Source organism: Rhodococcus sp. OS5 (assembly GCF_056837585.1).
The window spans coordinates 3,212,077-3,238,728 of record NZ_CM166368.1 but is presented as its reverse complement, the minus strand read 5'-3'; the positions used below and the strand labels follow the sequence as shown (position 1 = coordinate 3,238,728).

The 26,652-nt window shown below is 64.5% G+C and carries 1 protein-coding gene; it reads left to right on the top strand.

Going from position 1 to position 26,652, the window contains the following annotated elements; translation table 11 throughout:
- Positions 1-75 precede the first annotated feature (75 nt).
- Positions 76-26,652: a non-ribosomal peptide synthase/polyketide synthase gene (locus tag ACVZUB_RS15110; protein WP_482627489.1), complete on the top strand. Its 26,577-nt coding sequence runs from the start codon at positions 76-78 to the stop codon at positions 26,650-26,652.

Genomic DNA, 26,652 nt, shown 5'->3' with positions numbered 1-26,652 from the left:
CAATCCCCGAGCCACACTTCCCGGCGCTGATCGTGACAACGCTGATCGTCACAACGCTGTGTGGGGGTGGTCGTGATGGATACCGACAAGAGGATCGACCCGCTCACCGGATCGCGAAGCCTGCCGGCAGGAGCGTTCCCCCTGTCTGCGGTGCAGCGCAGCATGTGGTTTGCGCAGCAACTTCACCCGACGGTCCCGTACTTCATCGCGCAGTACATCGAGTTCCACGGCGATTTGGACATGCAACTGCTCAGTCGCGCCGCGGTGGAGGCTGCCCACGAGTTCGAATCTCCGTTTCTACGGTTGATGTACCCGGATGGGGAGCCCTGCCAGATCGTGGACTTCACGATCGACCCGGGCATCGACTACTTCGACTTCCGCGAGCGTGAGAACCCTCGGCAGGCTGCCTCGGAGTGGATGGACAACGATTACGCGACGACGCTCGATCTGACTCGCGATCGTCTCGTCGAGATGACAATTCTTCAAACTGGTGATCGGGATTACCTGTGGTACACCAGGATTCATCACGTCGCTCTCGACGGTTACAGCGGTATGACGATCGTCAATCGGATTGCGGCGATCTACACCGCAGCCGTCGAAGGTCGAGAACCTGCGGTGAACAAGGCGCTCGACGTCACGACGCTGTCCGAGCTCGACCAGAAGTACCGCGAATCGAGCCGATTCGAAGCCGACCGCGAGTACTGGGCCCAGCGTGTGTCGGGCGTCGAACACGGTTCGACGTTGGCCACCCGTGAGGGACCCCCGACTGCACGCAGTGAACTCGTCAGTGCCGCGATGTCGGCGAACAGCCTTGCTGCCTTGGACGAGTGGAATTCACGTTCCGGTGCAACTCCGGCCGCAGTGTTGATTTCGGCACTGGCGTGCTACCTGTCCCGCAGTACCGGCTACGACGACGTGCTGATCAACCTGCCGGTTTCCGCGAGGACGACGGCACCGCTGCAGCGGTCCGGCGGAATGCTGGTCAACGTCGCGCCGCTACACATCCACGTAAACCCGGACGAAAGTGTCGACGATCTGGTCGGGCGCGTGCAACTCGAACTTCTCGGTGCGCTTCGTCATCAGCGATGCAGCCTCGAGGACATCCGGCGTGATGCCGGTCTGACCGTCGGCGACGCGCGTCTGTCCGGCCCGATGATGAATGTGATGCTCTTCCGGCAGGAGATAACCCTCGGGCCACTGACCGGTGAGTATCACATCGTCACGTCGGGTCCGGTCGAGGATCTGCTGGTCAACGTGTACCAGAGCGGCGATCCGGCGCAGACGTTGATCGACTTTCGCGGAAACCCCAATCGCTACGGCCACGACGAACTGGCCGAGCACCACCGGGCGTTCACCGAGTTGGTCGCAGAACTGACAGCAGCACCGGCCGGTACGCCGATGAACCGGATCCATCCGGCAAGTGCCGAGGCAGGGGCGCGCAGTGCACAGCGCAGGGAACTCGAGCGGTTCTGGGCGAGATACCTGGGGGACTCCGACGAGGGCTCCACACTGGACCTCGAGACACTGGGCCTCGAGCGAATCGACGCCGAATCGGAGCCCACCGGTACGAATCGGCTGAGCGTCCCACTCGATCCCGCGGTCGCCGAACTTGCGCGCACGGAAGGCGTCTCCCTCTTTGCCGTTGTCCATGCCGCATTTGCTTCGTTGCTGTCGAGATCGACCGAGCGCCGGGACGTGCTGATCGGAACGAGGACCGAGTGGGGAACTTTGCCCCTGCGCTGCGAGGTCGATCCGGCGGCGCCGTTCGACGAGTTCGTGAGTTCTCTTGCTCGAGAACGCGATACGTTGTCGATTCGATCGGCGGCAGGTGTCCCCGCACTGCCCGAGTTGCACGTCCACCTCAACGACGGCTCGCAGGAGACCACGATTGCCGGCCTCGACGTGGCGATCGACGTCCACGCAGATACCGGCGCCCTCGAGGTTGCGTACTCCACGCAGCACTACGCCGAATCCACGGTCCGAGCCTTCCTCTCGCGACTGGTGCGGATCCTTGCAGGCGCAGCAGCAGCCCCGCGAACGCCGGTCGGAGACCTCGATCTCCTCGACGACTTCGAGCGTGAGTCCCTGGTACCGGCGCGGGGAGCGACCGCGTCCTCCCCGTTGACTCTCCCCGATATTCTCCGCCGGGCCTCGGCTGTGAACCCCGATGCCCCAGCGCTCGTTTTCGGTGATCGTGAGGTGAGCTACCGGGATCTCGACGCCGAGTCGAACACACTCGCCCGTGAACTGATCAACAGGGGAGTCGGCCCCGGCACCTATGTCGCCCTTGCGCTGTCGAGGTCTCTCGAATCGGTGACCGCGACGTGGGCGGTGGCCAAGACCGGCGGTGCCTTCCTCCCGATCGATCCGCACTACCCCGAGGATCGTATTCGGCACATGCTCACCGATTCGGGAGCTGTAGTCGGAATCAGTGTGGGGGAGCACCACGGCGGGCTCGCCGATTCGGTGGATTGGCTGCTCCTCGACGAACTGGACACCTCGCACCATTCCGATGCACCGGTCGACGACGCCGAGCGGCGTACGCGCCTGAGCTACGACGATCCGGCATACCTCATCTACACGTCCGGCTCCACCGGTGTCCCCAAAGGCGTCGTGGTCAGTCACCGCGGGCTGAGCAGCTTCGCCGACGAAGAACGAGTCAGGTTCGGAGTCGAACCTGGAGACCGCACCCTGCATTTCTCTTCGCCGAGCTTCGACGCTTCGGTCCTCGAACTCCTCCTTGCCTTCGGGGGCGCGGCAACGATGGTGATCGCGCCGCCCACCGTGTACGGCGGCGACGAACTGGCACAGGTGATGCGTATCGGACGGGTCACCCACGCTTTCGTCACCCCGGCCGCGCTGGCAACAGTCGATCCCGCCGGCCTACCGGATCTACGAGTGGTCGTGACCGGCGGCGACGCATGCTCACCCGCGCTGGTGGATCAGTGGTCACACGGACGCTCGATGTTCAACGCGTACGGACCGACCGAAACCACCGTCGTCGCCACTCTGACCGGACCGCTGAGCAGCGATGTTCCCGTCACCATCGGGAAGCCGATGCGCGGAGCCGCAACCGTCCTCCTGGACTCGCGGCTTCAACCGGTGCCGATCGGTGTCGCCGGCGAGCTCTATGTGAGCGGTGTCGGTTTGGCGCGCGGGTACCACGCGCGTGCCACGATTACGGCCGAACGATTTGTTGCCGACCCCAACGGTGTTGCGGGAGAGCGCATGTACCGCACGGGTGACCTCGCGCGGTGGAACGGCGAGGGTGAGCTGGAGTACCTCGGCCGGAGCGACTTCCAGATCAAGATCCGCGGTTTCCGCGTCGAGCTCGGCGAGATCGACGACGTGCTGCGCCGCCACCCGAGCGTCGCACAGGCAGTCACCGCCGGAGTTGCGGGCCCGAGTGGGGAAACACTGTTGGCGGCGTACGTCACGGCGGCTGCGGGCACAAACATCGACAACTCCGAGCTGGTCGCCCACGCGAGATCTTCGTTGGCAGCCCACATGGTTCCGGCGCGGATCGTCGTCCTCGACTCCATTCCGTTGACTCCGGCAGGAAAGATCGACAGGAAAGCGTTACCGGACATCGATTCTGTGGGCGGGTCGGCTGAATACCGTGCCCCCGAGACCTCGACCGAGAAGCGAATTTCGGCGGTGTTCTGCGATCTGCTCGGTATCACCCGGGCGGGAGCAGACGACAGTTTCTTCGACCTCGGCGGTGACTCGTTGATCGCGACCCGCGTCGTGTCGCGGGTCAACGGAGCTCTCGGAACGACGCTGAGCGTTCTCGACCTCTTCGAGGCGCCGACCGTCTCCGCTCTGGCAGCACGTGCCGACCTCGCGGACTCGCGGAACACACGTGCCCCGGCACTGACGCGTATCGATCGCCCTGACCGGATACCGGTATCTCTGGCGCAGCAACGAATGTGGCTGACCAATCAACTCGATCCGAGTTCGCCGGCGTACAACATTCCGATCGCGGTTTCGATGACCGGCGATCTCGACGTCGATGCACTGTTCACCGCGCTGCGGGACGTCATCGTTCGACACGAGATCTTGCGGACCGTTTTCCCCGAGAGTGCGCGTGGCCCCGTCCAGCACGTTCTCGGTGTGGACGAGATGTTCGATCATCTCGAGGTGGAAACGGTACCTGCCGCAGCGACCTCGGCGCGGGCGAGTGAGCTCGCGCGAGAGGGATTCGACGTCAGCGAATCGGTGCCGATCCGCGCGACTCTGCTCGAGGTGAACGAACGCGAGCACACCTTGGTCCTCGTCGTGCACCACATTGCAGCAGACGGCCTGTCGATGGCGCCGCTGGCTCGTGACGTGATGGTGGCGTACGCCTCGCGGGCGAGCGGACGCGTGCCGGCGTGGCTGCCACTCGAAGTGCAGTACGGCGATTTCAGCGAGTGGCAACGCGGAGCGCTCGGTGAAGCGTCCGACCCGGATTCGATTCTTGCCGAGCAGTTGCGGTTCTGGTCGCACACGCTCACCGAACGCGGTGAGCTCGCGGAACTGCCGATGGATCATCCGCGCCCTGCGGGTGTCTCGCTGCGCGGTGACGATCTCGATTTCCGGATCGACTCCGCGACGTACCGCCGGGTCGGCGAGATCGCGGCGCGCAGCGATGTCAGCGTGTTCATGGTGATCCACGCCGCGCTGGCCGTCCTGCTCAGCCGAGAATCCGGAGCGAACGACATCACGATCGGCACTCCGGTGGCCGGGCGGAGCGAGCGCGCTCTCGACGACGTCGTCGGAATGTTCGTCAACACGGTGGTGCTGAGGACGGTTCTCGAGGGGGGACTCACCTTCGGTGAAGTTCTCACCCGCGTCCGCGACGTCGACGTGGCGGCCTTGCAGCACACCGAAGTGCCGTACGACGTACTCGTCGAATCCCTCGCAGACAACCAGGCGCCGCTGTTCCAGGTGATGCTGGTGATGCAGGGCGCCGCTCCCACCGAGGTCACTTTGCCCGAGCTCGAGGTCACGGTCGACGAACTGTCGACGGGCGCGGCAAAGTTCGATCTTCAGGTCATTCTCACCGACCGCGGCGACCATCTCGACGGCCAGTTGAACTACGCCAGCCAGCTTTTCGACTCGGACACCATGTCCGGCCTCGCTGATCGCTTCACGATGCTCCTCGACGCGGTAGCTGCCTACCCGGAATCCGTCGTCGGCGACGTCGATCTCACAGCTCCGGGCGAGGCGGAACTGGTCCTCGAGCGTTGGAATGCCACCGAACACGCCGTACCGATCACCACCCTCTCGGACCTGGTGGCGGAGCAGGCAGCCCGGACACCCGAGGGGGCCGCGCTGGTCTTCGGCGAGCGGACACTGACCTATGCGGAGTTCGACGCGAGGGTCGGTGAACTTGCCAGAACCCTCATTGCCCGCGGGGTCGGCCCGGACATGCGCGTCGCGGTGTCGATTCGACGGTCACCGGAACTACTCGTCGCGGTCCACGCCGTGATCCGTGCCGGTGCGGCATACGTCCCGGTGGATCCCGATCATCCCGCCGAGCGCATCGCGTACGTCTTCGACATCGCGGAACCGATCTGCGTGCTGAGCCGGCCCCAGGACCACGGCGCTTTTCCCGCGCGAGTCCCGATCGTGGACGTCGATCTCGATCGTCAGGTGTCCACGACGGCGCCGATCACCGACGCTGATCGGCTCGGACCCCTGCGCCCGGACAATGCTGCTTACGTGATCTTCACGTCCGGATCGACGGGTCGACCGAAAGGTGTTGCAGTATCACACCGTTCGATCGTCAATCGCCTGCTGTGGATGCAGGACACGTACCCCCTTCACGCGTCGGACGTGGTGCTGCACAAGACCCCGGTGACCTTCGACGTCTCGGTGTGGGAACTGTTCTGGCCCCTGCAGACCGGCGCGCAGTTGGTGATCGCGGAACCGGACGGGCACCGTGATCCCGGGTACCTGTCGGCGTTGATTGCCGACAGAGGCGTCACGACGGCGCACTTCGTTCCGTCGATGCTCGCGGAATTCGTCGCTGCCGCGACTGCCGGGCAGTGTGCGAGCCTGCGTCAGGTGTTCTGCAGCGGTGAAGCCCTCGCGCCTACCACTGCGGAGGCGTTCACCCGTCTGAGTTCTGCGGGACTGTTCAACCTGTACGGACCCACGGAGGCTGCCGTCGACGTCAGCGCCGCCGAATTCACCCCCGACATGACCGTCACCGTTCCCATCGGTGCGCCCGTGTGGAACACCCAGCTCTATGTCCTCGACGGGCGGCTGCATCCGGTTCCGGTCGGCGTTCACGGCGAGCTGTATCTGGCGGGAGTGCAACTGGCGCGTGGATACCTCGGGCGCAGCGATCTCACCGCCGACAGGTTCGTGGCCGACCCGTACGGCCCGTCTGGCACCCGGATGTACCGAACCGGTGATGTCGTCCGGTGGCGCGCCGACGGGCTGCTCGACTATGTCGGTCGACGCGATTTCCAGGTCAAGATCCGCGGCCAGCGCATCGAACTCGCCGAGGTCGAAGCAGCATTGCTCAGGCTGCCCGGTGTCGCGCAAGCTGCTGCTCTCGTCCATCACGACGACGTGGTCGGTGACAGTTTGGTCGGCTACGTCATCGCCGACACCGGCACTTCGATCAACACGGACGGCCTACGCACCGAGTTGAGAGGTCTCCTTCCGGCCTACATGGTTCCCGCGGTGGTCATCGCCCTCGACGTGTTCCCTCTCGGTTCGACCGGCAAGCTTGATCGGAAGGCTCTGCCCGCGCCCAGCTTCGACAGTTCGCAGACGTATCTGGCGCCGCGAACACCGCTCGAAGCGCAGTTGGTGGCGATCTTCGAGGAGCTTCTCGAATCCGGGGCAGTCGGTGTTCACGACAACTTCTTCGAGATCGGCGGAAACAGCCTCGTCGCTGCACGCGCTGTGGCGCGCGTGAACGATTCGCTGTCGTTGAACTTGTCGATCAGAGAGTTGTTCGACGCGCCGACCGTTGCGCAGTTGGCGGTCGAGTGCGCCACGGCACGAGGGGGAGCGGCAGTCCTTCCGCTCGAGGCATTGCCGCGGCCACAGACGATCCCGCTGTCGCTGGCACAAAAGCGCATGTGGTTCGTCAATCAATTCGACGTCACGTCCGCGGCGTACAACGTCGCCATAGCGATCAGGCTGAGAGGCCGGTTGGACGTTGCCGTGTTGGAGGGCGCGATCACCGACGTGCTTACTCGCCACGAATCGCTGCGCACGCTGTTTCCCATGATCGAGGGAGTGCCGGCGCAGGTGATCGTCGAACCCGGTGAAGCGTTGGGCGCGCTGCCGGTTGTCGCCGCGAACGCCGAAGCGGTACTCGGGGAGATCGAACGTCTCACCTCGAGGGGCTTCGACGTCACGCAGACTCCACCGATCAGGGCGGAACTGATCGAGGTCGACGAAGAAGATCACGTCCTGACCGTGGTCGTCCATCACATCTGCGCCGACGAATTCTCGATGGCACCGTTGGCGTTCGACGTGATGAGCGCGTACTCGGCAAGGCATCGAGGTGAGGCGCCAGACTGGTCTCCTCTTCCGGTCCAGTACGCGGACTTCGCCATCTGGCAGGAAAGGGCTCTCGGTCGGATCGACGAAGCGGACAGCACTCTTGCCGGTCAGCTCGAGTACTGGACACGTCAACTGGCGAGTGTTCCCGAACTTCTTGCGCTCCCCGCAGATCGACCGCGTCCGCGTGTGCAGGATCTCTCGGGCGGCGTCGTTCGATTCGACATCGATGCCGGCATCCACCGTCGTCTGAGCGAAACCGCGATCGAACACCGAAGCAGTATGTTCATGGCGGTACACGCCGCATACGCAGTGCTCGTGGCGAGATTGTCCGGCATGGAAGACATCACGATCGGCTCACCGATCGCCGGGCGCGGAAATGCCCTACTGGATCCGATGGTCGGTATGTTCGTCGGCACGTTGGTCCTGCGCGCCGACGTCGACCCCGCCGCCTCGTTCACCGATCTGTTGGCCAGAGTTCGCAGCACCGACCTCGACGCCTTCGCTCACGCAGACGTCCCCTTCGAGCGCGTCGTCGATGCGCTGGCTCCGGAGCGGTCGACGTCGCATTCACCGTTGTTCCAGGTGATGCTGGAGTTCAAGAACACCACTCGGCCAGCAGTTCGTCTGACGGATTTGGACGTCGAGGTCCTCGAACTCGAATCCGCCGTCTCGAATTTCGATCTGCAACTCACGCTTGCCGAGACCTTCGACGACGACGGCCGGCCGGCCGGAATCGAGGCCGGGTTCACCTACGCCAGCGCCCTGTTCGACGAGTCGACCGTCGAAGGTTTCGCTCGATACCTGGTTCGGATTCTCGGTGCTGTCACCGAATCACCGCACACGCCGGTCGGCGACATCGATCTCGTGAGTGATCTCGACACGATTCGCGCCGTCACACCGGAACTTCCCGAGCAGGTTCACTTCTCGACGTTGCTCGAGCGGAAGTACGTCGACGAACCGCAGAGGACTGCACTGATTTTCGGCGACCGCCATCTGACCTACTCCGATCTGGACCGCCGCGCCAACCGGCTTGCACGACTGTTGATCAGCCGCGGGGTCGGTCCGGAATCCGTTGTCGCCCTGGCATTATCACGCTCACTGGAATCCGTGGTCGCGATCTGGGCGGTTGCCAGGTCCGGCGCTGCATTCGTACCCGTCGACCCGGCGTATCCCGTCGACCGCGTGCACCACATGATCAACGACTCGGGAGCGGGCGTCGTTCTCACCACCGCCGAGCATGTGGGTGTCGTCCCCGACGAGGCAGACGCCGTTCTGCTCGATCAGGCAAAGACACTCGCAACCCTCGAACAGATCGGTGATCAGCGGATAGATGCCTCGGAGCTGCTGGCTGCGGTGTCCCTGGACAACCCGGCCTATGTCATCTACACCTCCGGTTCCACCGGCGTCCCCAAAGGCGTCATGGTCACTCACCGTGGGCTTTCGGCACTCGCCGAGCAGGAACGCAGCCGCTTCCGCGTCGAGTCGACCTCGCGCACGCTGCATTTCAGCTCACCGAGCTTCGACGCCTCGATTCTCGAACTCCTGATGGCTGTTGGTGCCGGGGCCACGATGGTCATCGCCCCACCGAGCATCATCGGCGGAACCGAACTGACGAGTCTGATCGCCGACCAGCACGTCACGCACGCCTTCATCACACCAGCCGCACTGGCCACGGTCGATCCGAGCGGACTGAACGAGCTGGTGTGCATCGGAACCGGCGGCGACGTCTGCCCACCGGACCTCGTCGCCGCCTGGGTCAGCGATCACCGGATCATGATCAATGCCTACGGACCAACCGAATCGACGGTCGTCGCCAGCATCACCGAGCCGATGTCCCCGACCGATCGAGTGACGATCGGTCGCCCGTCGACAGGCATCACCGCGTGGGTCCTCGACAATCGCCTGCACCGCGTCCCGGTCGGAGTGACGGGAGAGCTGTACGTCAGCGGCGACGGACTCGCCCGCGGTTACCGAAACCGCGCCGGCACGACCGCCGAACGATTCGTGCCCAATCCCGCGGGCAGTGCGGGCACACGGATGTACCGAACCGGCGACCTCGCCAGGTGGAACAAGAACGGAGAACTCGAGTACCAGGGTCGAGGCGATTTCCAGGTCAAGATTCGCGGATTCCGCATCGAACTCGGCGAGATCGAGGCAGTTCTGGCTCGCTATCCCGGCGTTGCACATTCCGTGGTGACCACGCTCGAACGTGACGGAGGCGCCGCACGGATCGTCGGATACGTCGTGCCTGCCAACGACGCTCAGACTGTGGATCCCGAGGCCGTCATCGCGTTCGCGGGCTCGGCTCTGGCCCCGTACATGGTTCCTGCGGTCGTGGTCGTTCTCGACGAACTGCCGATGACTGCCAACGGAAAGCTCGACCGCCGAGCCCTGCCGGTTCCCGACTTGCGAGCAACCCAGGCACGCTCGCGGGCCGCCGAATCCGATACCGAACGCACGCTGGCCGCCTTGTTCGTCGATGTCCTCGGTGTCGAATCGGTGGGCGTCGACGACTCGTTCTTCTCGATGGGCGGCGATTCGATCATGTCGATTCAGCTCGTCGCCCGTGCCCGCGATGCCGGGCTCGTCTTCACCCCGCGTGACGTCTTCGAGGTGAAATCGGTCGCCGGTCTTGCGGTTTTGCTGGCATCGACCAAGGACGACGAACCCGAGGTGCTCGAGGAACTTCCCGGAGACGGCGTGGGCCACGTGCCGTTGATGCCGGTGGCTCAGTGGTGGCTCGACCGGCTCGGCTCCGATCTCCGAGGTCTCGATTCGTTCTCCCAAGCGACTCTTCTCAACGCGCCGCACGGGCTTCGCAGTGTGGAGCAGTTGACCGCGGCTCTTCAAGTTGTTCTCGATCGTCACGACATCCTTCGCGCACGCCTCGAGCTCGACGGCGAGCGCAGGCTTGTTGTCGGCGAGCCGGGATCTGTTGCAGCCGAGAATATTTGCCGGGTGATCGAGGTAGAGGCCGAGCCGGGCACCGCGGTGTTCGACGCGGCGATCGTCGACGCACTGGGCGTTGCGCGTCGAGAACTCGACCCCGGCCGGGGCGTGATGGTGCGGGTCGTCTGGTTGTCCGGCGTGCGCAACACCGGCCGGCTACTCCTGGTGATCCACCACCTCGCCGTCGACGGTGTCTCCTGGCGCGTCCTCGTGCCGGAACTTGCGTCGGCTTTCCACCGCATCGATGCAGGCGAGGAACCGGAGCCGTCGTACTCGGGCACGTCGGTTCGTCGTTGGTCGCATGCGCTCCGCGACATCGCGCCCGATCGAAGAGTCGAATTGCCCCGGTGGCGTTCGATACTCGAAGGTGCCGACCCGCTGATCGGAACCCGGCCGCTGGACCCGCGGCTCGACACGTTCGATTCGGTCGGCCGAGTTGTCGCCGACGTACCCGTCGAACTGTCCGACACAGTCCTGACCACGCTTCCGGCGCTTTTCGGTGGATCAGTCAACGACGGTCTCGTTGCTGCTCTCGCACTGGCACTGACGCAGTGGAGGCAGGCACAGGGCATACGAACCGACAACGTACTCATCTCGATGGAGGGCCACGGACGCGAAGCTCACGTGGTGCCCGGTGCGGACGTCCTGCACACGGTCGGCTGGTTCACCAGTGTCTTCCCGATGCGAATCGACCTCGCCGACATAGACATCGCGAACGTGTTGAGCAGCGGCTCCGCGGCAGCGGTGGTTCTCAAGCGGGTCAAGGAAGAACTGTTGGGAGTTCCGGACAGCGGCATCGGCTACGGAGTTCTGCGTTATCTCGACGAGGTGGGCCGAGCGGAACTGGAAGATCTCCGCCAACCGCAGATCTCGTTCAACTATCTCGGTCGCTTTTCCGGCACCGAAGCAGGAGAGTCACTGGGGGACTGGGCACTTGCGCGTGACGTCGATCTGGAAGAGGCAGCTCGGTCCGCCATGCCCGTGGGTTCGGTCCTGGACGTCAACGTCGTCACCACCGAGATCTCGGGCGCACCGCACATCGGTGCCACTATCGCCTATCCCACCGGCGTGCTGGCAGAGCGCGATGCTCGCGCCATCGCCGACCTCTGGGTGCAGGCGTTGCGCGCGCTGGCCACCTACGCCGAACACAGCGAACGCGGGGGACTCACCCCGTCGGACATCGACCTGATCGACCTCGACCAGGATTCCATCGACCACCTCGAGCGCGAGTTCCCGTCACTGACCGACGTCTGGTCCCTCTCACCACTGCAATCCGGACTGCTCTTCCACGCCCGCTACGCCGAACACACTGTGGACGCGTACACCGTCCAACTCGCACTCGAACTCGACGGAGTCGACGCGTCCCGGTTGCACCGCGCCGCACAGGCACTGCTCGACAGACACGAGAACCTACGCGCGGCGTTCACGACCGACACCGGTGGACGATCGGTGCAGGTGATCAGCGCCGACGTTGACGTGCCGTGGACCGAGATCGACATCTCTCCGTTGGCCCCCACCGAACAAGCGACCGAGATACGCGAGCTTCTCCATGCGGATCGGGTCCGCGGCTTCGACATGGCCACTCCGCCCCTGCTGCGGTTCCTGCTTCTGCGAACCGGTGACGACGCGTATCGGTTGATCCTGACCAACCACCACATCCTCCTCGACGGATGGTCGATGCCGCTGCTGGTCCGCGACCTACTGACGCTCTACGCGACAGACAGTGATCACAGTGCCATCCCACGCGTACACCCCTACCGGGACTATCTGAGCTGGATCAGCACTCGCGACGACAGCGTGTCGATCGAGGCCTGGGGCGAAGCACTCCGCGGACTCGACGACCCGACGCTGCTCACCGGAACTCACGCCGTCGACGAGGACGGCGCTACCTCACGCTCGACGACCACAGCGCTCGGAGAACGTGAGACGGAACTTCTGCGTGGATTCGTCCGCTCCCGTGGCCTGACGACAGCCTCCTTGATCCAGGTGGCCTGGGGAATCGTGCTCGCCGAACTCCTCGGCCGCGACGACGTCGTCTTCGGTGGAACCGTCTCCGGCCGACCACCCCAGGTGTCCGGCGTCGAGTCGATGGTGGGTTTGTTCATCAACACCGTCCCCGTCCGAGTTCGCCTCGATCCGCGAGAGTCCCTGGCGGCGCTGTGCGTTCGCGTCCAAGCGGAACAGGCGCGGTTGTCCGATCACCATCATGTCGGGCTTTCGCATATCACTTCGGCTGTGGGGTCCGCTGCATCGTTCGACACGCTGACTGTGTTCGAGTCGTATCCCGTCGACCGCGGTGGACTCTCCTCCGGCACCGACATAGCCGGAATGCACGTTCTCGACGTCCACGACGCCGAGGATGCCGCGCACTATCCACTCGCGATCGTTGCCTCTGCGGCAGACGGGCGACTGCGGCTCAAATTCGAGTATTTCCCGGGAGTCCTGGGCGATCACGACATCGACGCGATCGCCGACCGGCTGCTCCGCACCCTCGAGCTGATCACCGCGCAACCGGATCTCCCGCTGGCGAAACTGCGCCTGATGCCGGATTCGCAAGTGCAGCAATTGGTTCCCGCGCGCGGCCGGCAGGGCCGCTCGGTCAGGACACTCGATCGCATCTTTTCGGACACCGCGAGCAGATTCCCCGAACGGGTCGCACTGTCCTGTGGTGAGAGAAAGATGACCTATCGAGAGCTGGACGAGGCGTCGAACCAGTGGGCGCGCGTGCTCATCTCGGAAGGCGCCGGCCCGGACTCACGGGTGGCGATCTGTGTGGAACGCTCCTTCGAATCCGTCGCAGCGGTCTGGGCGATCACCAAGACCGGCGCCGCCTTCGTGCCGATCGATCCTCGCTACCCGAGTGACCGGATCTCGTTCATGCTCGAGGACTCGGCATCCTCGCTCGGATTGACCACGGCTGCCCACAGACCCGGCGACGGCGGTGTGACGAAGTGGCTCGAACTCGACGACCCGACGAGCATCGCTCGGCTCTCCGGAGTATCCGCGGCGCCGCTACGCGAGGACGAGCGTCGAGGAACCCCGCGGTTGGAGAACACTGCCTACCTCATCTACACCTCGGGCTCGACCGGCCGACCCAAGGGCGTCGTCGTCACGCACACCGGTCTCGAGAACTTCGCCGACGAACAGCGTCATCGCTACGGTCTCACCGAGAATTCACGCGCACTGCATTTCGCCTCTCCGAGCTTCGACGCCTCCGTTCTCGAGTACCTGCTCGCCTTCGCCGTCGGCGGCGAACTGGTCGTAGCTCCCACCACCGTCTACGGAGGAACCGAACTGGCCGACGTTCTCCGCGAGGGACATGTCACCCACGCGTTCATCACGCCTGCAGCGCTGACGTCGGTGGATCCCGAGGGAATCGACGAACTGACCACCATCACGGTGGGCGGCGAGGCGCCCTCGGCGGACCTGGTGCGCACCTGGGCGCCGGGAAGATCGTTCGTCAACGTCTACGGACCCACCGAAACCACCATCTCCTGCAACCTCAGCGACCCCATCCCGGCCGGCGAGAAGGTCTATCTCGGACCGCCGAACCGCGGATTCAGCGAGGTCGTCCTCGATCGCAGACTTCAACCGGTGTCCGTCGGAGTTCCCGGCGAACTGTATGTCGCCGGAGTCGGACTCGCGCGCGGCTATCACGGGCGCTCACCACTGACAAGCGAACGATTTGTCGCCAACCCGTACGGCGAGCCGGGGGAGCGGATGTACCGCACGGGCGACGTGGTGCGCTGGCGCAGCGACCGCACCATCGAGTACCTCGGACGCAGCGACTTCCAGGTCAAGATCCGCGGCTTCCGTATCGAACTCGGCGAGGTCGACACGGCGTTGGGTCAGCTGCCCGGCGTGGAGTACGCGGTCACGTTGGCGGTGCGCGGACCCTCCGACGAGCAGGCCTTGGCGGCATATGTCGTCTGCGACGACGAACGCCGGGTGAGCGCCGAGGACATCCGGGCGGCGGCACGGGAGCTACTGCCGGCACACATGGTGCCCGCAAGCGTCGTCGTGCTCGACGAACTACCGCTGACCGGCGTCGGCAAGGTCGATCGGGCTGCTCTTCCGGCGCCTCGTTTCGACACCGATGCCGAAACACTCACTGCACCGGCCACCGAGTTGGAACGGCTGGTGGTGGGCGTTTTCGAGGACGTGCTCGGAGTGTCTCCGATCGGTATCGACACTCACTTCTTCGACGTCGGCGGAAACTCACTGACCGCGACCCGCGTCATCGCCCGCGTCAACGCACTTCTCGGCACCGACATCGGCGTTCGAGGATTGTTCGAGTCTCCGACAGTTCGGCAGCTGTCTCGTCTGGCGGAAAGCGTCGGCCGCGGCGAGAACCCCAGACCACCGTTGACTCGGCGATCCCGCCCGGACCCACTGCCCGTGTCACTGGCACAGAAGCGGATGTGGTTCCTCAACCAGTTCGACGTGACGTCCCCCGCCTACAACGTTCCCCTGGCAGTGCGCCTCGACGGCGATCTGGACTTCGCCGCATTGCAGGCCGCGGTAGCGGACGTACTGGAGCGCCACGAGAGCTTGCGGACGAAGTTCCCCTCGATCGACGGACAGCCGGTTCAGCAGGTGATGTCCAGCGACGAGGTCATGCCGATCCTGGAGCCGGAAATCGTCACTGCTGCCAGAGTGTCCGATCGAATCCTCGAGCTGGCCTCGGCAGGCTTCGACGCCTCGGCCGAAGTTCCGATCCGCTGCGCGGTCCTGCGCGTCGACGGGGACGAGCGCAGGCACGTACTCGTGATCGTCGTCCACCACATCGTCGCCGACGGGTTCTCGATGAACCCCCTCGCAGCGGACGTGGCAGCGGCTTACGCGGCCCGCAGTGCCGGCAGTGCGCCGAACTGGTCGGAACTGGCCGTGCAGTACGGCGACTTCGCTGTGTGGCAGCACGAAGTGCTCGGCTCCGAGGAAGATCCGGACTCGGCTCTGACCCGTCAGCTCGATTACTGGAAGGACCGACTCGCGGGACTGGGCGAGCCGATCGCGTTGCCGACGTCGTTCCCACGTCCGGCAAAGCCGTCCATGGTCGGCTCGGTCCACCGGTTCGCGGTATCGCCGCAGACCCATCGGGCGCTGACCGACCTGGCACGTGAGCACGGCACCACCATGTTCATGCTCATGCACGCAGCACTGGCGGTACTTGCGGCGCGCCTGGCCGGTACCGAGGACATCGCCATCGGGACACCCGTCGCCGGCCGCGGCGAGGCCGAACTCGATCACCTGGTCGGTATGTTCGTCAACACTCTCGTGCTGCGAACACAGATCACGCCCGACGCGTCGTTCGAGGACGTCCTCGCCCAGGTTCGCGAAGGCGACCTCGGCGCGTTCCAGCACACCGATTTGCCCTTCGAAAGGTTGGTCGACGCACTCGACCCGGAACGCTCGACTTCGCACACTCCGTTGTTCCAGATCCTCATCGAGTTCCGCAACAATGCACTCCCACAACTCGAATTGCCGGGGCTGTCGGTCTCGGGAGTCGAGTTCGACCTACCCGTCGCCAAGTTCGATCTGCAACTCTCGGTCACCGAGCGTTACGACGCGGATGGCGGAACGGATGGAATCGACGCCGAATTCATCTACGCCACAGACCTGTTCGACGGTGACTTGATCGGATCGTTCTCACGCAGACTGCTCACCATCCTCGAGGCGGTCTCCCGAGAGCCGTCGACTCCTACCGGTGACATCCACGTCGTGAGCGCCGACGAGCGTCGACAGATGCTGACCGAGTGGAACACTCACGCCGAACCGGCTCCAGCGGACAACATCGCGGACCGATTCTTCGAGGCTGTTGCAGCACATTCGTCGTCGACCGCGGTCAACGACAGCGACGGCGCCATGACGTACGCCGAACTGGACGGGCGCGCTAACCGCCTGGCGCGGCTCCTGATCGGCCGCGGTATCGGTCCGGAATCCGTGGTTGCCGTTGCAATGCCCAGAACCACCGATCTCGTGCTCGCCCTCGTCGCCGTCATCAAAACCGGAGCGGCATACCTGCCGGTCGACATCACCTACCCGGCCGAGCGCATGCGGTTCCTCTTCGACGACGCGCGGCCGGTATGCCTGGTCACGACCGGAGACTTCCGAAGGGACCTACCTTCGGAGATCATCGAATCCGGCATCGACATCGTCGAACTCGGATCGCCGGAGATCGCGGTACGCCTCGATCACTCCGCGCCCCATCGCATCACCGACGCGGACCGGACGACACCACTTCTGCCCGACGCGGTCGCGTACATCATCTACACCTCCGGATCCACAGGGCGCCCCAAAGGTGTCCAGGTCAGCCACCGCAACGTCCTGACTCTGATGGACAACACCGCCCCGACGTTCGGGTTCGACGACACGGACGTGTGGACCATGTTCCACTCGTACGCATTCGACTTCTCCGTCTGGGAGCTGTGGGGGCCGCTGCTACACGGGGGCCGGCTGGTCGTCGTCGACTACTACACGACCAGATCACCGGACATGTTCCACGAACTGCTCCGCAGGGAGCGAGTGACGGTGCTGAACCAAACACCCACCGCCTTCTACCAACTCGCCGAAGCCGACCGTGCGTACTCACCGAACGGCACGGGTCCCGACCTTGCACTGCGCTACGTCGTCTTCGGTGGCGAAGCGCTCGACCTCGGGCAGTTGCGCAAGTGGTACGACAGGCGGGCCGACACGGCTCCGACGTTGGTCAACATGTACGGGATCACCGAGACGACAGTGCACGTCAGTCGAATCGCACTCGACCGCAACGACAGCGAGCACGCGTCGGCGAGCATCATCGGGCGAGCAGTACCGGGATTGTCCGTCTACGTACTCGATCGGCGACTGAACTTGGTACCACCAGGTGTCGTCGGCGAAATGTACGTCGCCGGTGATCAGGTGACTCGGGGATACCTCGGGAAACCCGCATTGACTTCGGTGCGGTTCCTTCCCGATCCATTCGGTAGTTCGGGGGATCGAATGTATCGGAGCGGGGACCTGGCGAGGTGGAACGACGCGGGGCAGTTGGAGTACGTGGGCCGCAGTGATTTCCAGGTGAAGGTGCGTGGTTTCCGCATCGAACTCGGCGAGATCGAAGCCGCAATGCTCCGCTGCCCCGGCGTCGCTGCCTCGGTAGCACTTGTTCGAACGGAGGGAGCGTCACCGCGGATCGTCGGGTACGTGGTCGCCGAAACAGGCAGTACCGTCGATTCAGCGACGGTGACCGACTTCGTCGCCGCCGAACTCGCGGAGTACATGGTGCCCACCGCCATCGTCGTCCTCGAATCGCTTCCACTGACGGTCAACGGAAAGCTCGACCGACGCAGCCTCCCGGCTCCGGACTTCACCGTCACGGGAACAACCGAGGCGACGCGGGCGCCGGCCACCGCTACCGAAGCGGTCCTCGCGGACCTCTTCGCGGAGGTGCTGGGTCGGGGCAGTATCGGAGTGGACGATTCCTTCTTCGGTCTCGGCGGCGATTCGATCATGTCGATCCAACTCGTCTCACGGGCGAAGTCCGCAGGCCTCGTCTTCACTCCGCGGGACGTCTTCGAAGCGAAGACCGTGGCCGGCCTCACCAAAGTGCTCCTCATCGAATCATCGGAAACGGCACCGGTTCTCACGGAGCTACCCGGCGGGGGAGCCGGCCCGCTACCGCTCACGCCGATCATGGAGTGGCTCGTCGAACGCAGTCGCGGTGACCTGAGCACGATCCGCAGTTACAGCCAGAGCGCGCTGATCGCACTGCCCGCGGATGTCTCCGGCCCCGCGCTGGAACGAGCATTGCAAACGATCCTCGATCGTCACGACGTGCTGCGGGCGCGCCTGGACGCCGCGACTCACCAACTCGAGATCCGCGAGCCAGGGAGCATCACCGCCCCCGACATCCTGCGCCGAACCTCCATCGTGTCCACCAGCGGCGAAGAATTCGTCGCCGCTGCGGAAACCGCGATGCAGGACGCATCCAGCCGCCTCGATCCCGAACACGGGAAGATGATCAGCGCAGTCTGGTTGGATCCCGTCAGCTCGAACGGCAACCGGGCCGAAGCCGGACGGTTGCTCCTGGTCCTTCATCACCTCGCGGTCGACGGTGTGTCCTGGCGCATGCTCGTCCCGGGCCTGGTCACTGCTTATGCCTCGGCGTTCGACGGAGAAACACCGATACTTCCGCCGGGTGGAACGTCGATACGTCGCTGGGCGACAGCGCTCGCCGAGACCGCTGCGCAGCGACGCGACGAGATCGACCTGTGGTCGAGAATGCGGACCGACGAGCCATTGCTCGGGGCACGCGGGCTCGACCCAGCCGTCGATGTCGGAGCCACCGTCGACCGCGTCAGCGTCGACGTTCCGACCTCCGTGACCGAGAACGTCATCTCGACGGTGCCTCAGCATTTCGGAGGCTCGGTGAACGACGGGCTGCTCGCTGCTCTCGCGATTGCCGTCACCGCCTGGCGTCGATCGCGCGGACAGCGCAGCGGGGACGTGCTCGTCAACCTCGAAGGGCACGGCCGCGAGGAGAACGCCGTACCGGGCGCCGACCTCTCGCGCACGGTCGGCTGGTTCACCACCTTGTTCCCCGTCCGGATCGATCTCACCGGACTCGATGTCGTCGATGCACTGGCCGGGGGATCAACCGCCGCCTCCGCCGTGAAACTCGTCAAGGAAACGCTGCTCGGCCTGCCCGACAACGGAATCGGGTTCGGCATCCTGAAGTACCTCGATCGAAACGAGGAACTTCGTGAGCTGCCCACGCCGCAGATCTCGTTCAACTACCTCGGACGATTTGCCGGCTCGGATCCCGAGCACGGCGAAGTGCCGTGGCTGCCGATCTCGGAAGTGACCCTCGACGAAGCGCACAGCGGCGAATTGGCCGCCGCGTCGGTGCTCGACATCAACGCCGTCACGACCGATACCGCACACGGTCCGATTCTGCGCGCTACGTGGTCCTTCCCGCGCGGCATTCTCAGCGAGGCCGAAGTCACCGAACTGGCGGAGCTCTGGACCCGAGCACTGGGCGCACTGAGTGAATACGTGGAGGAACACTCCGAGCGCGAGCTCACGCCCACCGATCTCGATCTCGTCACCGCGGATCAACAGAGCATCGAACAGCTCGAGCGCAGATTCCCCGACCTGACCGACATCTGGTCACTGTCACCTCTGCAGTCGGGCATGCTCTTCCACGCCCAGTTCGACGAAACCGAAATCGACCCGTACATGGTGCAACTGACCCTCGAGCTCGGGGGTCGGGTGGAGGCGCCGCGCCTGCGCCGCGCCGCGCAGGCCTTGGTTGATCGTCATCCGAGCCTGCGCGCGGGATTTGTCTCCGCACCGGGAGGGCGGGCACTGCAGGTGATCCGTTCCGGTGTCGACATCGGCTGGGCCGAGATCGACCTGTCCGGAGCCGAAGACAGCGAAGTCGCGTTCGGTCAGCTGCTCGAACGCGATCGCGCTCATCGTTTCGACATGGAAACAGCCCCGTTGATCCGCTTCATGCTCGTGCGAATCGGACCGGACACAGCACGCCTCGTCGTGACGAACCACCACATCCTGCTCGACGGCTGGTCCACCCCGCTGTTGCTTCGAGACCTGCTCACTCTCTACGCAACCGACGGTGACCCCGAGATTCTGCCCCGAGTTCAGTCGTATCGCGACTATCTCTCCTGGATCTCGAAGCAAGAACCCGAGACTTCGCTACGGGCGTGGCAAGAAGCGCTACGGGGCGTCGACACGTCCACCCACCTCTCGAGGGCAGACACCGCCGCCGAAACCGTGGCAAGTGAAATCCACTCGTACTCGCTGCCGACCGAACGAGCCGAGACTCTTCGGGCGTTCGCGCGAAGCCGCGGTCTGACCATGGCGACCCTGGTACAGGTGGCATGGGGAATCGTGCTCGCCGAACTTCTCGGACGCGACGACGTCGTCTTCGGCGGAACGGTCTCAGGACGCCCACCACAGGTGCCCGGCGTGGAATCGATAGTCGGCCTGTTCATCAACACGGTGCCTGTCCGAGTCCGCCTCGACGCCCGAGAAACCCTCGCCGAAATGGCCATTCGCGTGCAATCCGAGCAAGCGTCATTGCTCGACCACCACCACATCGGACTGTCGGACATCGCCGGAGCAGTCGGCGCCGCCGGTTCCTTCGACACCCTGACGGTATTCGAGTCGTATCCCGTCGACGAGACAGCCCTGACCGCCGAAACCGACATCGCGGGAATGCACGTTCTCGGCATCGACGGACGCGACTCGGCGCACTATCCGATTGCCGTGGTGGCGTCCGAAAGTGACACGCTGAATCTGAAGATGGAGTACTTGCCGACGCACTTCTCCGCCCGCGAAGTCGCCAAGATCACCGAGCGCGTGGGCATCGTCCTCGGGCAACTCGCCTCGGCACCGGATCAGCCGCTGGCCCGTCTGCAGGTTCTCACGGAGTTCGAGAGCCGTGATCTTGCGCCGGTCTTCGGCTCCCCGGGGCGCTCCGCGCGAACGCTCCCAGAGATTCTCGCCGACGTCTCTGCCACCTATCCCGACCGCATCGCGCTCTCGGCCGGCAGCCGTTCCATGACCTACGCCGAACTGGACCGGCGCTCGAACCAGTTGGCCAGAGCCATGATTCGCCGCGGCGCCGGGCCCGAGACGTCGGTTGCCATCGGCATCGAAAGGTCCGTCGAATCCGTACTCGCGGTGTGGGCGGTGGCCAAGACCGGCGCAGCGTTCGTCCCCGTCGACCCCACCTATCCGGCTGACCGAATCGAACACATGCTCAGCGACTCCGAGGTGTTGTTCGGGTTGACCGTCGTCGACGCCATCGACACACTTCCACCCATCGTGTCCTGGTTGGTGCTCGGAGAAGAGGCATTCGACGACGACGTCGCCACCAGTTGCACGCTGCCGATCACCCAGGACGAACGGCGTGCACCGGTGGTCATGGACAACGCCGCCTACGTGGTCTACACCTCGGGATCCACCGGCCGACCCAAGGGAGTTGTCGTCACCCACACCGGACTCGACAGCTTCGCACTCGACCAGCAGCGTCGATTCCACGCAGATCACCACTCTCGAACCCTGCACTTCGCCACCCCCAGCTTCGACGGAGCCGTCTTCGAGTACCTGCAGGCATTCGGTGTCGGAGCAACCATGGTGATCGTCCCGACCGACATCTACGGCGGCGCCGAACTGGCAAGTCTCATCCGCCGCGAACACGTCACTCACGCGTTCGTCACCACGGCAGCACTCGCCACCGTCGACCCGGCCGGCCTGGACGAGTTCCGGCACGTCGTCGTCGGGGGAGAGACACTACCGCCGCATCTCGTCGGCCTCTGGGCTCCCGGACGAGAATTCGTCAACGCCTACGGCCCGACCGAGACAACCGTCATGGCAGACATCAGCGAACCCATGACAGTGGGCGCACCCATCACGATCGGTGGACCGATCCGCGGCGTGCACGAGATGATCCTCGATTCGCGCCTGCAACCTGTACCCGTCGGAGCTCCCGGTGAGCTGTACATCGCCGGCATCGGCCTGGCTCGCGGATACCACCGGCGTCCCGGCCTGACCAGCGAGCGATTTGTCGCCGACCCCTTCGGCAAGCCAGGCGACCGGATGTACCGCACGGGCGACATCGTCTCCTGGCGAAGCGATCACACCATCGAATACGTCGGGCGTAGCGACTTCCAGGTCAAGATTCGCGGATTCCGCATCGAGCTCGGCGAGGTCGACGCCCAGATCACCGCAATGGCGAGTGTCACGAATTGCGTGACACTCGGCGTCGACGGACCGGCCGGCGCCACAGTTTTAGCGTCCTACCTCACCGTCGAGGAAGGATCGACGCTGACCGGGGCAGAGATCACCGCGCACCTCGCCGGACGTGTTCCCTCGCACATGGTTCCGGCCAGCATCATGATCGTCGACGAGCTACCGCGCACCGCGGTCGGCAAGCTCGATCGAAAAGCGTTGCCGACGCCGGAGTTCACCGGAACCGGTGTGGAATTCCGGGCGCCCGGCACCAGCCTCGAACGTCGGATCGCCGATGCGTTCATCGACGTACTCGGCGTCGAACGGGTCGGCGTCGACGACAATTTCTTCGAGCTCGGCGGCAACTCGCTGATCGCCACTCGCGTGGTCTCGCGGCTCAACTCCGCACTGAACATCGACGTCGGGGTGCGCGTGCTGTTCGAGGCACCGACGACGGCTCAGCTCGCCGAACGGCTCTCCAGCGCTGTCACTGCCGTCGGCACTGTGCCGCTCACTCCCATGGAGCGCAATGGCAGCGTCCCGCTCTCGTTGGCGCAGAAGCGCATGTGGTTCCTGAACCAATTCGACACACGCTCAGCCGCGTACAACATCCCACTAGCTGTTCGCCTCACCGGTGACCTCGACGTTACGGCCATGCAACAGGCCATCGCCGACGTCGTCGAGCGGCACGAAACACTGCGGACGGTGTTCCCCGCCGTCGGCGGCGATCCGATTCAGCAAGTGCTCACCGTCGACGAGGCAGTACCGCCGGTCCGTGAAATGACGTTGGGGGAGGACGAACTCGCGGAGCGCATGCAACGACTCGCCACGACCGGCTTCGACGTGTCGGTGGACCTGCCGCTGCGCGTGGCACTGTTCCGACTCGACACCGCTGAACCCGTTCACATTCTGTTTGTCGTGGTCCATCACATCTGCGCCGACGGTTCGTCGATGGCGCCGCTCGCACGCGACGTGATGACGGCCTACCTGGCGCGTACGGCAGGGACCGAGCCCACGTGGGCGCCACTCGAGGTGCAGTACGCAGACTTCACGTTGTGGCAGCATCGCGTCCTCGGATCGGAAGACGACCCGGAATCCGTCATCAGTCGCCAATTGCACTACTGGAGTGAGCAACTCGCCGGACTCGACGACGTCATCGCACTGCCCGCCGACCACCCGCGACCCGTGCAACAGACCTTCCACGGTGACCGATTCACCTTCGACATCGACGCGAACACCCACCGCGCCCTCGCGGACCTCACCAGGGCAAACGGTGTCACGATGTTCATGGCGCTGCACGGCGCGCTCGCAGTGCTGATGTCCAAGTTGTCGGGCGCCGACGAAGTCACCATCGGCACACCGATCGCCGGCCGAGGTCAGGCAGCGCTCGACCATCTCGTCGGAATGTTCGTCAACACACTGGTCCTGCGAACCAGCGTCGATCCCGACATCACGTTTGCCGACCTGTTGGAGCACGTCCGGGAAATCGACCTGGCCGCATTCCAGAACTCGGACCTGCCATTCGAACGGCTCGTCGACGTCATCAACCCAACCAGATCCACGTCGTACTCACCGTTGTTCCAGGTCGCCCTCGAACTTCAGAACAACGAACCCGCACATTTCCACCTACCCGGCCTCGACATCGACGGACTGACCGTGGAAACCAAATTCGCGAAGGAGGACCTGGAGCTGATCGTCGACGAGAAGTTCGACGAGTTCGGCATCCCGGCTGGGATGTCCGCAGCCTTCGACTTCGCAACCGATCTCTTCGAACCCGCCACCATTCGTCGGTTTGCCGACCGACTGCGCCTGATCCTGGACGCTGTCGGACGCGAACCCGCAACACGTATCGCCGACATCGGCATCCTCGGCGCCGATGAAACAGCTGCCCTGGTGCCGGCATCCGGTGCCGCCGCGACTCGAGCGCGGGTGTGGCCGGAGATCCTCGCCGAAGCAGTCGCCTCGAACCCGGATGCCCCAGCCCTCTCGAGTCGCGAGAGGTCGATGACCTACCGCGAGCTCGACGAGGAATCGACGAAGCTGGCGCGCGCGCTGTGTCGGCGCGGCGTCGGTCCCGAAGATTTTGTGGCGCTGGGTCTGCCGCGGTCCACTGCGGAGATCGTCGCGATCTGGGCGGTCACGAAAACCGGTGCAGCGTTCTTGCCGGTCGACCCGAACTATCCCGACGATCGCATCAACCACATGCTCGACGATTCGCGGGCCGTACTCGGCATCACCGACGACGCTCACCGCAGTCAACTTCCCGACACGGTCGAGTGGATGGTCCTCGATGAAGCCGAGACCGTCGACGAGATCGACGCCCAGAGCGCAGCCGCGATCACCGATCGCGACCGCACGATCCCCTTGCATCACGGGCATCCCGCGTACCTGATCTACACCTCGGGTTCAACCGGGAAGCCGAAGGGCGTCATCGTCACCCACCTCGGGTTGTCAAACCTCAACGCCGAGGAACATCAGAGATTCAACGTCCAGCCCTATTCGCGGATCTCTCACCTGGCATCACCGAGCTTCGACGCCTCGGTCTTCGAACTCATGATGGCGTTCGGCAGCGGAGCGTGCCTGGTCGTCATCCCACCGACGGTCTTCGGCGGATCCGAGTTGGCCGAAATCTTTGCCGACGAACACGTCTCACACGCGTTCATCACTCCGACCGCGCTCAGCTCGATCGAAAGCTCCGCGCTACCCGAACTCCGCGTACTCGCAGTCGGTGGCGAGGCCTGCCCACCCGAACTCGTGGACATCTGGGGCCGCGACCGTCGCATGTTCAACGGATACGGACCCACCGAATCCACCATCCAGGCCAGCGTCAGTGAACCCATGCGGCCGGGCAAGGACATCAACATCGGACGACCGGCCATCGGCTTTGCCGGACTGGTCCTCGACGGGCACCTCAAGCCCGTGCCGGTGGGAGTCATCGGGGAGCTGTACGTGACCGGCCCCGGACTCGCCCGGGGATACCACAATCGTCCCGACCTCACCGCCGACCGATTTGTCGCCGATCCGTTCGGCGAACCAGGCCAGCGGATGTACCGCACGGGCGACCTGGTGCGCTGGCGCTCCGACAGCACCCTCGAATACCTGGGCCGCAGCGACTTCCAGATCAAAGTCCGCGGATTCCGCATCGAGCTCGGCGAAATCGACTCTGTCCTGATGGCACACCCATCCGTCTACTTCGCCGCCACACTCGGGCACGAAGCGCCGTCGGGGGAGACGATGATCGCCTCCTACATCCAGCCCGTGGAAGGACAGACCGTCGACGACTGGGAGCTTCGCCGCCATCTGTCTTCTCGCCTGCCCGCGCACATGGTTCCCGGCGCGATCGTCGTCGTCGACCGCATTCCGGTGACACCGGTCGGCAAGCTGGACCGCAAGGCACTGCCGACCCCGAGCTTCGAGCGACGCACGGTCCCGTACGCACCGCCGACAAACAACACCGAACGAACGGTCGTCGACATCTTCGAGACCGTGCTCGGGCACGAGCACATCGGCGTCGACGACGACTTCTTCGAACTGGGCGGAACGTCGATCGTGGCCACTCGCATCACCATCGAACTCGAGAAGCGTCTCGGGATGCGAGTGCCGTTGCAATCGCTTTTCCTGGATCCGACACCTGCCGGAGTCGCCCGGGCTGCCGACGGAATGGACGCACACTCGCCGGACGATTCGTCGGATCTTCTCGCCCCGATGATCACGCTGCGCGCCGGATCCGATCGTGCACCACTGTTCTTCGTCCATCCGGGTATCGGATTGTCCTGGGGTTACGCAGAATTCGTCAAGCATCTCGAGCTGGATCAACCCGTCTACGGTCTTCAGCTACCGTCCCTGAGCGGCGGGCCCAGCTTCGACTCGCTGACCGAACTCGCCGACGACTACGCGAATCGCATTGCAGCCGTGGCATCGACCGGCCCGATCCATCTGGCCGGCTGGTCGCTCGGCGGCGTGATCGCACACGCCGTGGCACACAGCCTCACTCGGAGCGGACGTGACGTGACTCTGTCGATACTCGACAGCTATCCGTCGTCGGATTCCGATCAGCCCGCAGAACTCTCGGTCTCCGAACTACTGGCCGGGCTCGCGATGCCGGCGGGATCCAAGACGGTCGAGACCTTCGAAGAAGCGGCGGAATTGCTGGAGCAGACCCTGGGTGCCGGAATCGGAATCGAAGCGGAGCATCTGGCGCGGATCAGTCGCGGTTACTCCCACTCCGTCGAATTGACGAATCGGCACCAACCGCCTGTCCACGTTGGAGCCATCGAGTTCTTCGTAGCCGGAAGATCTACGGAGAACGGACACGATGTCGCCGAATGGCGAAGGTTTGTAGAAGGGGACATCCGAGTCACCGAAGTCGATTGCGAACACAACCAGATGATCGAACCGGGTCCGGCGGCAACCATAGCTGTACGATTGCGAGAAGTTATCGCTCAGTGGGGTGTCTGA